The following is a 13,454-nucleotide window of genomic DNA, read 5'->3' as shown; positions in this document are numbered from 1 at the left end:
ATTTGAAACAAATTAATATTGGAGGTGTTCCAGAACATTTTAATCTCGCTTGGTATTTAGGCCTTAAAGATGGCGAATACAAAGACAAAGGCATTAATTTACGTTGGAAAGACTATTTTGGTGGCTCTGGCGAAATGAGTAAAGCGCTACGTTCTGGTGATATAGACATGGCAGTAATTTTAACCGAAGGCATTATTAAAGATATTATTGCTGGTAACAAAAGTAAAATTGTACAAATTTTTGTAAAAACCCCTTTAATTTGGGGAATTCACGTGGCTCAAGGATCTCTATATGATACTGTTGACGATTTAAAAGGCACAAAAGCAGCAATTAGTCGTTATGGCTCTGGATCGCATTTAATGGCTTATGTAAACGCTAAAAATAACGGTTGGGATTTAGAAAACGAACTGGATTTTGAAGTCATTAAAAATTTAGAAGGCGCAATAAAAGGTCTAACCGAAGGTCGTGGCGATTATTTTATGTGGGAAAAATTTACCACCAAACCACTAGTAGATAATGGTACTTTTAGACGTATTGGGAATTGCCCAAGTCCTTGGCCTTGTTTTGTAATTGCAGTTCGCGAAGAGTTTTTAGAAAGTAACAGAGACGATGTTAAAACAATTTTAGATATTGTAAACACTACAACCAGCGAGTTTAAAGACATCCCAAGTATAGATAAAATGATTGCTAACCGTTATGAGCAAGAGCTAGAAGATGTACAAGAATGGCTAAGTCTTACAGAATGGTCGCAGGAGAATATAGACGAAAAAACGATAGATAAAGTCCAAAATCAACTCTTAGCTTTAGATATTATTCCTAAAAAAGTAAAGTATTCCGATTTAGTTGAAAACCTATAATTTACTAACGCAACCCTTCCTATTATTTAGCATCTAGTAATAAATTAAGTTTATGAAAATTTTATCTTCAGTAGTCGTTTTAGGTGTTTCATTATGTGCTGGTTTGTGCTGTAGAGAGCCTAATGATGACTATCCAGAAACACTTCGTATAGAGAATAATACCATTATTTCAATTGAAGATAATTTAACAACATTCAGTTTAAATGAAACGGTAGTTATTGAAACGTCTATTGATATCGAACAAACTACAGTCAACAACGCTCCAATTATACTATTAGATTACGATTATGGTGAAATTAACCAATCCCATTATAGCACATCACTTTCACTATATAAAGTAACTGATTTTGGAACCACAGTAAAAATCCCATTGCTAATTGAAAATATTGAAGTCATAGAAGGTGATGTTATACTAAATAATGACAATGGCACTCAAGATATTACAATTTTAAGCCAGTTTAATGGCACAGAGTATAGAAGTAAAATAGGATTTAAACTTTTAGAAACTGGCAGCTATTTTATTGGAGCCTCTTATAATTATAGTAACACTGGTTATTGTTATTTAAATGGAGGAGATTACAATATTAGTTATATAGAAATTAAATCTAAAATTATTGGTTCTAACGACGATGGAAATTACCAATTTATAGTCAATTAAAAATTCACCAATTAATTGGTAATAAACCGTTTTGTTCTAGAATAATATTTGTTTTACTAAAGTGTTTGTTCCCAAACCAATAGCCTCTATTAGCGCTTAATGGCGAAGGATGACCAGAAGTTAAAATATGATGTTTTGTACTATCAATTAGTTTTGCTTTCTTTTTTGCAAATCCGCCCCAAAGTAAAAAAACAACATTATTTTGCTGCTCACTAATTAGTTTAATTACAGCATCTGTAAAGGTTTCCCAGCCTTTTTTTTGGTGACTTCCAGGCTCGTGTGCTCTAACAGTAAGCGTTACATTTAGTAAAAACACACCTTGTGTTGCCCAACGCTCCAAATTACCACTTTTTGGATATGGAGTTCCTAAATCGGTTTCAATCTCTTTAAAAATATTAATTAACGATGGTGGATGTTTAATACCATCGTTTACACTAAAGCATAATCCGTTGGCTTGGTTGTAATTATGGTAAGGGTCCTGACCAATAATTACAACCTTTACAGCTTCTAAATCACAATGTTCAAAAGCACTAAAAATCTCTTTTCCTGGTGGAAAACAAGTGTATTTTTGATATTCTTCTTTTATAAAGTTACTTAACTCTATAAAGTAAGAAAGTTTAAATTCTTTAGTTAAATGTGCATTCCAGCTTTGGTTAATGTTTACTTGCATAGATTAATTATGAGATCAAAATAGCTTCTTTTTACGACTATTAGATTTAACAACATTCAAAAACAGAAACCACTTTATTATCACTTTTAGAATAGCCATAATAGGTACTATTCTCGTTTCCTAATTTTAATTTATAAAGCGGAAGCTTCTGATTTTTAACTTCTAAAAACGGCTTATTGGATTTCAAATCGTTTTCCGAATACGGCAAAACAGCAGTAAAATCTGTAGTTTCAGTATTAAAAAACACCTCTGGACTTAGCTGTAAAAATAAATTAGATTTTATATGTTCAATAACTTCATTATCAGTAAACATATCTGTCGTAGCGTAGCCTGATACAAGAGCAATAGTTTTAAAACGTTGGGTATGTATGACTTTACCTTCGCTATTTTTTATTGTAAATACAGTTTCTGTATCGTTAATATTTCCTTTGGGTAAGATAAACATAAACTCATCTTTAGACTCTAAACTTGAAAAATTATAAAAATTAGCCACTTCATAGTCTTCTTTAAGTGTGACGTTAGAGGTATCATAATACTCTAAATTCTCACCACGTTCGCGTGCTAATTCTTCTTCATTTACAATATCTTTACTTTCAACAGGTGGTTTTGTTGGTGCATTATTTTTATCGTTTTTACAACTAACGATTCCTAGAATTAAAAAAGCGGCTATTATGATGTTTTTCATGCTGTTATGTTTTCTTCAAAAATAAAAATAGTTCATTCAAATTTATTGAATTGCATCATAAAATAATATTAAAGTTAGTAATTCATTAAATGTTTCAATGGTCAATAAATTAATAGGTATTTTTGTGTGTTATTGAGCTTATTGACAATCAATTTTTATGAAAAACATCAAATTTCCATCTGCACAAACCATATTATTAATAATTGCAGCTTTAGTCACACTATTAACATGGTTAATTCCAGCAGGTAAATATGATACTTTAATATATAATAGAGCTGAAAATGCTTTTTTACAAACCACAACAACAGGAACTATAAACCTGCCAGCAACACAGGAAACTCTACAAAAACTGAGTATTAAAATTCCTATTGAAAAATTCACATCCGAAGCCATTTACAAACCCATTAACATCCCAAATACTTACAAGCAATTAGACGCTAAACCACAAAGTTTTTTCGATTTTATAAAATCACCAATTAAAGGGATTATTGAAGCGTCAGATATTATTTTTCTAGTGCTTTTTATTGGTGGACTTATTGGTATTATTAATAGTACAGGTGCTTTTGATGCAGGAATTGCGTGGTTGGCTGATGCCTTAAAGGGTAAAGAATTTATACTTATTATTTTAGTTACAGGTTTAGTTGCTGCTGGAGGCACAACCTTTGGTCTGGCCGAAGAAACCATTGCCTTCTTCCCTATTCTAATTCCAGTGTTTTTAGCTGCAAAATACGATGCTATGGTTGGTGTAGCTTGTATTTTTATTGGTTCGTCCATTGGTTGTATGTTTTCTACAATCAATCCGTTTTCTACAATTATAGCCTCAGATGCTGCAGGAATTGATTGGACTACAGGATTATGGACACGCTTAATACTGCTTCTTTTAGCAATTACAATAAGCATCCTATATATTTTACGCTATGCAAAACGTGTAAAAAATGATCCTTCATCCTCTATAATTTACAATCAGCAACTACAAATTGAAGCCTTATTTACAAACCAGACTACCAAAACTGTAGTATTTACAACACGTTTACGCTTGGCGCTTTTAGTCTTTGCATTGTGTTTTGTAGTTATGATTGTTGGTGTGTCTGGTTTTGGTTGGTGGTTTGAAGAAATGACTGCGACCTTTTTTGTTGGAGCTATCCTTATTGGTGTTATTGTTAAAATGAAGGAAATGAATTTTGTCGATACCTTCACTAAAGGTGCTGGCGATTTATTAGGCGTTGCACTAATTATAGGTATTGCAAGAGGTGTTTCGGTAATAATGACCGAAGGTTTAATAAGCGACACCATGTTATATTATGCCAGTAATTTAACCGAAGGTATGAACAAAGGCGTTTTCGCTAACGCTTTGTTTTTTATTTATGGTGGATTGTCTTTTTTTATACCAAGTAGTTCTGGTATGGCTGTACTCACCATGCCAATACTTTCGCCTTTGGCAGACACTGTAAATGTTGGTAGAGAATTAGTTGTAAATACCTATTTATTTGGAATGGGTTTATTTTATCTTATTAATCCAACGGGTTTAATTTTAGCGTCTTTAGCTGTTGTAAAAGTTGGGTTTAACAAATGGCTAAAGTTTATTATGCCTTTGTTTATTATTCTTATGATGTTTACTATGATTGCTTTGAGTGTTTTGGCGTATTTTTAAGTTTACTACAGAATTGTAAGTACAGTGAAAAGCACTTTATATTAGAATTAATGGCTAATCTTGTAGATTGATGAAATTTTATCTCTATTCCATTATCTTGTTTATCTAACTAAACACACTTAATATATCCTAATAATAACAATCCTCTAAAACGAGCAAATTCAAGAAAAATCATTAAATTAAATCAGCATTCACTATCTTTAGATTATAGGAGCAAAAGAATTAAAAGATAAAATTCAAGATTATCTAGACAAAGCAGACGAACGTGTTCTTAAAATTGTCTATAGTGTTCTTGAAAATTATTATAATGAGGATACTGTAGCTTATAATGCAGATGGCTCACCAATGTCTAGAAAAGAATACACATCTTCTTTAGAAACCTCTAAAAAGCAATATGTAAATGAAGACTATACCAGTGTTGAGGATTTAGAAAAGGAAGGTTTTTAATTAAAAACACCATTAATAAAGTAGTTTGGACGCGTTTGGCAAAACTAGCTCTTATTGATATCTTAGATTACCGTTATTAAAATATTCCTACAGCAAGACGTATTATAAAACAAGATATTTTAAATACTTCAAAGCAAATTGTTTTTGCTAATCAATATCAAAAAGATGAAATTCTTCCGTAATTTAATAAAATTACAGTTAGAGATTATAAATTACTTTATATAGTGGATAATAAAACTGCTGTAATTCTCAACGTTGTTTGTACAAATGCTGGTTCTTAACTAAATTGTATTAATTCTTCGTTCCTAATCCGTAACTTTGTTCGTCTAAGAAAAAGAACAATTTTTAAGAAATTTCCGTTTTCAGGAAAATAAGCATGATTAACATTCACAAAAAAACATTACAAGATTTAGAGTTTGCAACCGTTTTAGAGCAAGTTAGCGAGTTGTGTGTTACCAATTTAGGACATGCAAAAGCGTTAACTATAGAGCCTTATAAAGACAAAGAAACCTTAAACAAAGCATTGCAATTAACTAACGAATATGTGTCTTCGTTTGAGAATGATAACCGCATTCCCAATCATGGTTTCGATACTATTGCCAAAGAATTACAATTACTAAGAATTGAGAATACCTTTTTAGAAACCCACAGTTTAAAAAAAATAGTATCCATTTCTCTTACGGTTAATGAGCTACTTAAGTTTTTTAAAAAATTTGAAACCTATTATCCTAGCTTACATCAATACGCTTCGCCTATTGAACACACCACAATAATCATTGAAAAAATAGATAGCATCATCGATCGGTTTAACGATGTCAAAGACGATGCCTCTGCTCTACTCTATGAAATAAGACAAACCATTAACAAGTTAAAAGGCAAAATAAACTCCAGTTTTGCAAGTGCTTTAACTCGTTATCACGACTTAGATTATTTAGACGATATTAGAGAATCTGTTGTAGAAAACAAACGCGTACTCGCTGTAAAAGCCATGTACAGACGTAAAGTAAAAGGTGCAATAATGGGAGGAAGTAAAACAGGAAGTATTGTTTATATTGAGCCTGAAACCACTTTGCAACACACACGTGAGCTTAATAATTTAGAATATGAAGAAGGCGAAGAGGTCGTTCGTATTTTAAAAGAAGTCACCAATTTTATACGTCCATTTTTATCACTTTTAGAACAATATCAAGACTTTTTAATCCATATAGATGTGATTTCTGCTAAAGCAAAATATGGACGTTCTATGAACGCTATTTTACCAGAAATTACTGACCAACGCGAGTTAATTTTACGCGATGCTTACCATCCTTTACTCTACTTAACTAATTTAGAAAAGAAGGAAAAAACGTTTCCACAAACCATAGAACTTAAAGAAGACAGCAGGATTATTGTAATTTCTGGACCAAATGCTGGCGGAAAAAGTATTACACTTAAAACCGTTGGTTTACTGCAAGTCATGCTACAAAGTGGTTTTTTAATTCCTGTTCACGAACGTAGTAAAGTGTTTTTGTTTGATCGTATCGTGAGCGATATTGGAGACAACCAATCTATAGAAAACCATTTAAGTACCTATAGTTATCGATTAAAACAAATGAATTATTTTTTAAAAAAAATAAACAAAAACACATTGTTTTTAATCGATGAATTTGGTACAGGTTCTGATCCTGAACTTGGAGGCGCTTTAGCCGAAACGTTTTTAGAAGAATTTTATGCACGTAAAGCCTTCGGAATAATAACAACACATTACGCTAATCTTAAAATGTTAGCAAGCGAAAAGGACGATATGCTGAATGCAAATATGATGTTCGATGAGCGCACGCTAGAACCAATGTATAAGTTAGCAATGGGACAAGCAGGAAGCTCCTTTACGTTTGAAGTCGCTCAGAAAAACGGCATTCCATACAGTTTAATTAACAGAGCTAAAAAGAAAATAGAGCGCTCTAAAGTGCGTTTTGATGCCACTATTGCTAAACTTCAAAAAGAACGTGCAAAGCTTGAAAAAACAGGACAATCCTTAAAACAAAATGAACAGAAAAAGCAATCGGAAGCCGATAAACTAGAGGAAATAAATGGAAAAATTCAGAAGAAACTAGAAAGCTATCAAGAACTATATGATAGTAATCAGCGTTTAATTTATTTAGGTCAAAAAGTCAATGATGTTGCCGAAAAATATTTCGAGAATAATAGAAAGCGTGAGTTAATGGCAGAATTATTCAAATTAGTACAAATTGAAAATTCTAAACGTAAAAAGGTGTCTGCTAAGCAAAAAAAGGCAGTTAAAGCGAAAGAGCAACAGGTTAAAAAAGAAGCCGAAAAGAAGGTTGAAGTCATTAGAAAAAAGAAGAAAATCGCTAAAGAAAAAGCAAAACCTGTAGAAAAACCAAAACCTATTTTAAAACCTGGAGATCGTGTGCGAATGCACGATGGTAGAGCTGTTGGAAGTATAGATAGTATAGAAAAAGGCAAAGCAAATGTAAACTATGGTATGTTTACTACTAATGTGAATGTGGATTTATTGGAGTTGGTTGAGGCTGTTAAGAGGAAGTGATTAGTATTCAGTCGCAGTCTCAGTCGCAGTCTCAGTCGCAGTTTTCAGTTGCTCGTCATCTATAAAATTTAAAAACCCTAAAAAAATTTTTAGCACATGTCATTGCGAGGACGAAGGACGTGGCAATCTTTTAAATTTTAATTCACAGTATTTAGTCACACGTCACTTCGAGTGATTTTTGAAATTATCGAAAGTAAAATGTATTTTACTTGAAGATACCTAAGCGAAGCTTAAAAAAATTGTATCGAGAAGCTAATATACTTATCTCTTTATAAAATTTAAAAACCCTAAAAAAATTTTAAACACATGTCATTGCGAGGACGAATTACAGTTGCACTCACACGTCACTTCGAGTGATTTTTGAAGCATGAAAAAATTGTATCGAGAAGCCATTGTTAATGTGCAATTATCAATTAACAGTTATCAATAAATAAACGCACTCAAATTTACGAGCTGAAAAAACAAATTTTAATTCACAGTATTCAGTCACACGTCACATCGATTGCTTCCGAAGATTGAGGAATCGTATCGAAAAGCTCTAAAACTCATCATAACGTATATAATAATTTAGTTTCTGTTTAGCATTCTATATTGTATTTTTGTAAAGTGATAAAACAACTCCCAAAACATAAAAAATTAATACTATTCGATGGTGTGTGCAACCTTTGTAATAGTTCTGTTTTATATGTTATTAAGCGAGATAAAAAGGATGTTTTTCGTTTTGCACCTCTTCAAAGTGAGGTTGGACAAGCTATTATTAATCATTTTAATATAGATACTTCCGATACCGATTCTATTTTATTGTATTCTGAAGAAGGTGGTTTATCTAAAAAATCTTCAGCTGCATTAAAAATAGCCAAGCATTTAGGGTTTCCTACAAATGTATTGTGGTTGTTTTTAATTGTGCCTCCATTTATTAGAAATTGGGTTTATGATTACGTTGCCAAAAACCGTTATAAATGGTATGGTAAAAAAGAGCAATGCATGATACCTACTCCAGAATTAAAATCAAAATTTTTAGGATAATTAATGCGTATAATTACTAAACGTGTAGATTAGCAAAGTTTGCTAGCTGCTTTCTTTTTTATGTAATATACTTTTGCCTGACGTTTTTTTGCTAAATACTCTGTACTAAATTCTTGTAAAGAGTTAAATCTAAACGTTACAGTTTTTTTAGATAATACAGGAACAACAATAACCTCAGTTGTAACAGTAGGTGTTTTAACGGCTTCCACTTCAATTGTTTCTTTAGCTAAAACAACATCAGCAGCAGTTTGTTGCTGTGCAGATGCAAAAGTGAAACTAAAAATGAATAAAAAAGCTAAAAAGCGCATGTGTTATAATTAATGTTACAGCTAATCTATAACAACACGTCTGTAGCACATAATTTTTTCGTTAAAGCACAAAAAATACTCTTTAAACATACGTAAAGCCTACAAACATCGACAAAACGCACTTACTAAGTCGTACGACTAGTTCACTCGATGAAATGCACGTTTCACTCAAAACAAGTTAATTTAAACGTATAAATAAGGTAGTTTAGAGAAATAGATGGTTGATTAATTTATAGACTCTTTAAACAAGACATTATTTTATGCCTAACTTCAGTAAGCTAGGAACGACATAAAATTTTAAAGCAACAATGTCTAACCTGCTTTAAATATTTAAAAACTTTAAATAGATGACTTCTTGTTTTGAGAGTCTTTTATTTAAGGCTACTTAATATAAAATCAAAATCCTTATTGGTATTATCATTATTAATGTAAGCATCTGTAATATACTTTGGTTGTTTAGCAATACCAATACTTTGCATGTGCTCTATCTTATCTAAATACTCTAAAGTTACTTTTCCTGTAAGCAACGGATTTAAATTATTGCCAGCTTTGGCAAAATCGTAAACCTTTTTTAAGCCTGTTAAATACAAGTGGTCTTTTGTGAAACCTCCTCCTCTATGCACGCGTAATGTTATAGAGTATGCAGTATCTCTATTGAGTTTGTATTGATTAAACAACAAATCGAAAGTAGCCGAAAAATCGTAACCTTTAGCCAAACTATCTGATGCAATTACACGATAAGCCAATTCTTTTAAACGCGTAATAGTTAAACAACCAGACATATACTCAGAATATACAGCCAAACCTTCTTGTGTTTCTACGTTATTTGGAAAACCATTTGAAAATAATTTTAAAGGTTGATCCAATCCATTAAATGTAGTCACCATGTGTACTCCAATTTCATGATTGGCAAGCACTTGTAATTGGTTTTTACTAAACTTATGATTCTTTTTTAGCAGAAGCGTTTGTGTATTATTCAATACCATTGCAGCTGCCGAAATGTTAGTTGATTTTTTAATGTTATACTTAAAATCATAACGTTTAGAAAACTCTTCGAAATAACTAATAGCTTCATCTGCTGTATATAACGGAAGCATATCCTCTTCAAAATTACGATCGTCAAAACGTAAAATAAACTTTGCGTTTTCTATATCTCGTTCTGTAGGTGTTCCAAAACTACGTAAACTATTATAATAAAATTTACGTCCAGTATTTATAGTCTCAATACACTCAATTAAACCAGAATATTCATAAATAACCTCTTTGTATAATTCTCTAACCACATCATCTTTAATACGTTCCAGACGTTGTGAAAAAAATAATCTATGCAATTTAAACCCATTAAATCTTATTTTAGGATACTTAAATTGCGGCTCGTAATTGTATTTAGAAGAAAAAAATAGCTTCTTCTCGCTCTCTATATTTAAAGGATTTATGTAATTTAAAAGTTCTATTTTTTTTACCAAACGGTTAAGATTGGAATCTATGTCTATTAAATTTGGAAACTGCTCAGTAATTCTATCAGTAATTCTATCTGTCATCTTTCTTTTTATGTGTATTGTAAAAATCGTTTGCATGGTTTATCAAACGTTGTTTTAATTGTTGCTCTACAGCAGCTACAACTTCAGGATACATAATGTACTCATATTCATCGCAATAGACTTTGGCGATTTCGGTTGCTAATACTAAAGTGTTTTTAAAATTATTAGTAATAAATTTTAAAAAATACCCATTACCTTTAAAAGTGTCGTTTATTTTAGAAGTTGATTGTATTCCGTTAGGTAATTGTAGTTCTCCTAAGCTTTTGCTCCAACTTTCAATATGTGATTTAAACCGTTTTTGATCCACGTTACTGGTGCCTAAGTTCCAAGTAGGCACTTCTCTATCCCAACGTTTCCAATTATAACTATGCATGTCGTAAACTATACACACACCAAATTTTTCTTCAATTTTAGCAATTAAAGCATTAACCACTTTGTAAAAAGCGTTGTGTTTAGCTAGTGATTTTTCTTTTTGTGCAGTTGGTAAAGGGGTTTTCCAAAGTTGTTTTCCCCAAGCATCTGTATAAATAGCAGTTTCAGGATCACGATTTAAGTCGTACTCAAAACGAGAGTCCATACCAGCAATAACTATAGGATGCGAATGCACCATTTGTTTTGTTTCTGGATCTTCCTCATACCAACGTTCGTATTCTGTATGCAAGCAGTTGTCCCATAGCTCTTTTCTAAATTGATGTCCATCGTGTACTGCGCCACAAACATAATGCACATAGCTATCAATTTTCAATGTAAAAGAATAATCGCTAGATACAGCATAAAAAGTTTCTTCTGCATCTATCTTAGAAATTATTTGTTGGATAGATAGTTTTTGCATTATTGTTCTTTTAAAATTTTACGCAAAAACATTAATGTAGCTTCTTCCATTGTATCTGCTTCACCATCTGCATAAAGTAATAATTTTATATCTGCAAAAAGTTCGGCATAATCATCCCTAAAATAGTCGTGAGTATTTACTCCTTCAATTATCTTTTGGATGCATTGGTAATCGTTATCTTTTTCAAAAACCTCGTGAATTTCGGCATAAGTTTCTCTATCTACTTTAGATAAAATAAACTCTTTTTCCTCACTAGTTTCATGCAAATCTGCATTAGCAATATATAAAAGTATATAAGCAACTAATTCTTGTTTAGTCCAATTTTTTGGTGTTTCCATTGTTTGTGTTGTTAAGCTTCCGTATTCTGTCCATGAACCATCATAAACAGCAGTATTTTTATAATCTGCAAGTGTTGCTGCCAAGTCTAAAATACTAGCAGTTATTCCTGATCCACAGGTAAAAATCAACTGTTTACCTGTTGTAGCAAATTTACTAAATATGTCTTGTAATTCAGCTTTAGATTTAAGTTTTCCGTTATTTAAAACACTTTCAAAAGGTAAATTTTTAGAATTTGGTATGGTTCCGTTTCGCAAACCTACTCTTGGTTCTGGCACTTCGCTATTAAAACGTGCTTTGGATCTAGCATCAATAATTACGTAATCCTTATGTTGTGAGTGTGTTTCTAAAGCTTCAAAATAAGTAATTTTATTATTATTTAGTTTCGCCTTAAAATTTCCCTTTTTAATTTTAGGTTTAGTGCTAATTGTCTTTGTTTCAGTTATAAAACCTTGTGCTATCCATTCTGGCAAACCTCCATTTAAAACCGAAACTTGTGTATGACCAAACGTTTTTAATAACCAATATGCTCGTGGACTTGAGTACATTCCTTTATCGTCGTAAATAATAATATAACTATTAGAGTTTATACCTAGTTGTTGTGCTTCAAGAGTAAATTGTTCAGCAGAAGGAATAGTGTTTGGAAATCTAGCATTGGTATCGCTAAACGTATGTTTTATATCGAAAAATTGAGCCTTGGGAATCTGTACATTAGTTTTAACGGAAGCGGTTTCGGTAACCTTTGGCATACTAGCATCTAGTATAATGAGTTGCTCATTTCCCAAATTATTATAGAGCCATTTTGCTGAAACTATAGCGTTAAAATCTTTCATTTAAATATAACTAAGCCTCTTCTACCGTTTTACGTAAACGCGAGCGTCTATCGAAAGCCTGTAGTTTATCTATAACTTTACTTTCTAAAAAGTCAATTACTTTTTCCTGAATTTTAGTTTTATTTTTATATACTTTATTCATGTATGTAATTCCGCCAGGAGACATTACGTTTACTTCAACCAATTTACCTCCAATAACGTCTATTCCAACAAAATACAGTCCATCTTTTACTAGTTTAGGACCAATTTGTTTGCATAACGCTTTTTCTGCTTTTGTAAGTGTGTGTTTTGCAATACTTCCACCAGCAGAGACGTTTGATCTATGATCTTCTGAACCTGGAATACGCTTCATAGCACCAACAGGTTCGCCATTAAGCAATAAAATTCGAACATCGCCTTGATCTGCACCTTCTATATAATCTTGAAGAATAACATAGTTAGAAACACCATCTCCACTATTTATGTAAAAATCTAACAACGAATTAATATTATTCATCGCAGATTTTTCTATAAGAATTACTCCAGAGCCACCAAAACCATTTAGTGGTTTAATAATCATTTTATCGGACTTAGACTCTTTAATTTGTTGCACTAAATAGTCTTTATTTTTAGACACATGCGTATTTGGTATAATATTACTATGTGCATCACCAAATGCTGCTGTATAAAGCTTATTGTTGGCTTCTCGCATGCCTTGAAGCGAATTAATAATAAACACATCGTCTTTAACCGAATCTAAAAAATTAAGCATTATAGGATCTAAAGGAGGGTTTGCTCTAAAAAATATAGCATCAAAACCAGCTAGTGGCAACATCTCTTCTCTTATTTCTGCTTTATTATAAAACGCTTTTAACGATGCAGGAACCTTTTCCATTTTACCAATAACTGTACAAAACGCATTGGTAACACTATCTCTAATGGTAAGATTTGCAGGAGTACACATGGCAACACCATGGCCTCTTTTAGCACATTCTTTCATTAAGGCTAAACTGGTATCATTTTCAGCATCTATATCTTTCCAAGGATACATTATAAAGCAAACATTCATAATAATTTATTTTG

12 protein-coding genes are annotated in these 13,454 nt (G+C 31.8%); 5 read left to right on the top strand and 7 right to left on the bottom strand.

Going from position 1 to position 13,454, the window contains the following annotated elements; genetic code table 11:
* The first annotated feature begins 2 nt into the window (after window positions 1–2).
* Both ACVC5O_RS13605 and ACVC5O_RS13600 read left to right on the top strand, forming a co-directional pair.
* Window positions 3–857: a substrate-binding domain-containing protein gene (locus ACVC5O_RS13605; protein ID WP_452222034.1), complete on the top strand. Its 855-nt coding sequence runs from the start codon at window positions 3–5 to the stop codon at window positions 855–857.
* Window positions 858–909: 52 nt separating this feature from the next.
* Window positions 910–1,515, top strand: a complete 606-nt coding sequence (locus tag ACVC5O_RS13600) for a hypothetical protein (RefSeq protein WP_452222033.1) — start codon at window positions 910–912, stop codon at window positions 1,513–1,515.
* Between the two features lie 4 nt (window positions 1,516–1,519).
* On the opposite strand, the gene ACVC5O_RS13595 is transcribed toward ACVC5O_RS13600, so the two are convergent.
* Together ACVC5O_RS13595 and ACVC5O_RS13590 are read right to left on the bottom strand one after the other, a co-directional pair.
* Window positions 1,520–2,185 (bottom strand): uracil-DNA glycosylase, encoded by a 666-nt coding sequence (locus ACVC5O_RS13595; RefSeq protein WP_452222032.1) that lies wholly within the window; start codon window positions 2,183–2,185, stop codon window positions 1,520–1,522.
* Window positions 2,186–2,231: 46 nt separating this feature from the next.
* Window positions 2,232–2,870, bottom strand: coding sequence for a hypothetical protein (locus ACVC5O_RS13590; protein ID WP_452222031.1), 639 nt, complete (start codon window positions 2,868–2,870; stop codon window positions 2,232–2,234).
* A gap of 157 nt (window positions 2,871–3,027) precedes the next feature.
* Here ACVC5O_RS13590 and ACVC5O_RS13585 point away from each other — a divergent pair, with 157 nt between their 5' ends.
* From ACVC5O_RS13585 to ACVC5O_RS13575, 3 genes are all read left to right on the top strand, one after another.
* Window positions 3,028–4,521: a YfcC family protein gene (locus tag ACVC5O_RS13585; protein WP_452222030.1), complete on the top strand. Its 1,494-nt coding sequence runs from the start codon at window positions 3,028–3,030 to the stop codon at window positions 4,519–4,521.
* 823 nt (window positions 4,522–5,344) lie between these two features.
* The gene (locus tag ACVC5O_RS13580) at window positions 5,345–7,516 is read left to right on the top strand and encodes an endonuclease MutS2 (protein ID WP_452222029.1); all 2,172 of its coding nucleotides are present in this window, start codon (window positions 5,345–5,347) and stop codon (window positions 7,514–7,516) included.
* Between the two features lie 606 nt (window positions 7,517–8,122).
* The gene (locus tag ACVC5O_RS13575; RefSeq protein ID WP_452222028.1) at window positions 8,123–8,542 is read left to right on the top strand and encodes a thiol-disulfide oxidoreductase DCC family protein; all 420 of its coding nucleotides are present in this window, start codon (window positions 8,123–8,125) and stop codon (window positions 8,540–8,542) included.
* 29 nt (window positions 8,543–8,571) lie between these two features.
* On the opposite strand, the gene ACVC5O_RS13570 is transcribed toward ACVC5O_RS13575, so the two are convergent.
* The 5 genes from ACVC5O_RS13570 to gshB form a co-directional block, all read right to left on the bottom strand.
* Window positions 8,572–8,850 carry a hypothetical protein gene (locus ACVC5O_RS13570; RefSeq protein WP_452222027.1) on the bottom strand — a complete coding sequence of 93 codons (279 nt, stop codon included), beginning with the start codon at window positions 8,848–8,850 and terminating at the stop codon, window positions 8,572–8,574.
* Between the two features lie 371 nt (window positions 8,851–9,221).
* On the bottom strand, window positions 9,222–10,391 hold the full coding sequence (locus ACVC5O_RS13565; RefSeq protein WP_452222026.1) for a flavohemoglobin expression-modulating QEGLA motif protein: 1,170 nt from the start codon (window positions 10,389–10,391) through the stop codon (window positions 9,222–9,224).
* A complete protein-coding gene (locus tag ACVC5O_RS13560) occupies window positions 10,381–11,223 on the bottom strand; it encodes an N-formylglutamate amidohydrolase (RefSeq protein ID WP_452222025.1) in 843 nt (280 codons plus the stop codon). Before ACVC5O_RS13560 ends, ACVC5O_RS13565 begins: the two co-directional genes overlap by 11 nt.
* On the bottom strand, window positions 11,223–12,392 hold the full coding sequence (locus ACVC5O_RS13555) for a sulfurtransferase (RefSeq protein ID WP_452222024.1): 1,170 nt from the start codon (window positions 12,390–12,392) through the stop codon (window positions 11,223–11,225). Before ACVC5O_RS13555 ends, ACVC5O_RS13560 begins: the two co-directional genes overlap by 1 nt.
* Before the next feature lie 10 nt (window positions 12,393–12,402).
* Entirely contained in the window at window positions 12,403–13,440 is a 1,038-nt protein-coding gene (gshB, locus tag ACVC5O_RS13550) for a glutathione synthase (RefSeq protein ID WP_452222023.1), read from the bottom strand.
* Between the last annotated feature and the right edge of the window lie 14 nt (window positions 13,441–13,454).

Source organism: Lacinutrix salivirga (genome assembly GCF_053604675.1).
This window is presented reverse-complemented; position numbering and strand designations above follow the sequence as displayed.

Coding starts and splice junctions, on each gene's coding strand:
- ACVC5O_RS13600 (WP_452222033.1), top strand. CDS start 910: ATGAAAATTTTATCTTCAGTAGTCGTTTTAGGTGTTTCATTATGTGCT.
- ACVC5O_RS13595 (WP_452222032.1), bottom strand. CDS start 2,185: ATGCAAGTAAACATTAACCAAAGCTGGAATGCACATTTAACTAAAGAA.
- ACVC5O_RS13590 (WP_452222031.1), bottom strand. CDS start 2,870: ATGAAAAACATCATAATAGCCGCTTTTTTAATTCTAGGAATCGTTAGT.
- ACVC5O_RS13585 (WP_452222030.1), top strand. CDS start 3,028: ATGAAAAACATCAAATTTCCATCTGCACAAACCATATTATTAATAATT.
- ACVC5O_RS13580 (WP_452222029.1), top strand. CDS start 5,345: ATGATTAACATTCACAAAAAAACATTACAAGATTTAGAGTTTGCAACC.
- ACVC5O_RS13570 (WP_452222027.1), bottom strand. CDS start 8,850: ATGCGCTTTTTAGCTTTTTTATTCATTTTTAGTTTCACTTTTGCATCT.
- ACVC5O_RS13565 (WP_452222026.1), bottom strand. CDS start 10,391: ATGACAGATAGAATTACTGATAGAATTACTGAGCAGTTTCCAAATTTA.
- ACVC5O_RS13560 (WP_452222025.1), bottom strand. CDS start 11,223: ATGCAAAAACTATCTATCCAACAAATAATTTCTAAGATAGATGCAGAA.
- ACVC5O_RS13555 (WP_452222024.1), bottom strand. CDS start 12,392: ATGAAAGATTTTAACGCTATAGTTTCAGCAAAATGGCTCTATAATAAT.
- gshB (WP_452222023.1), bottom strand. CDS start 13,440: ATGAATGTTTGCTTTATAATGTATCCTTGGAAAGATATAGATGCTGAA.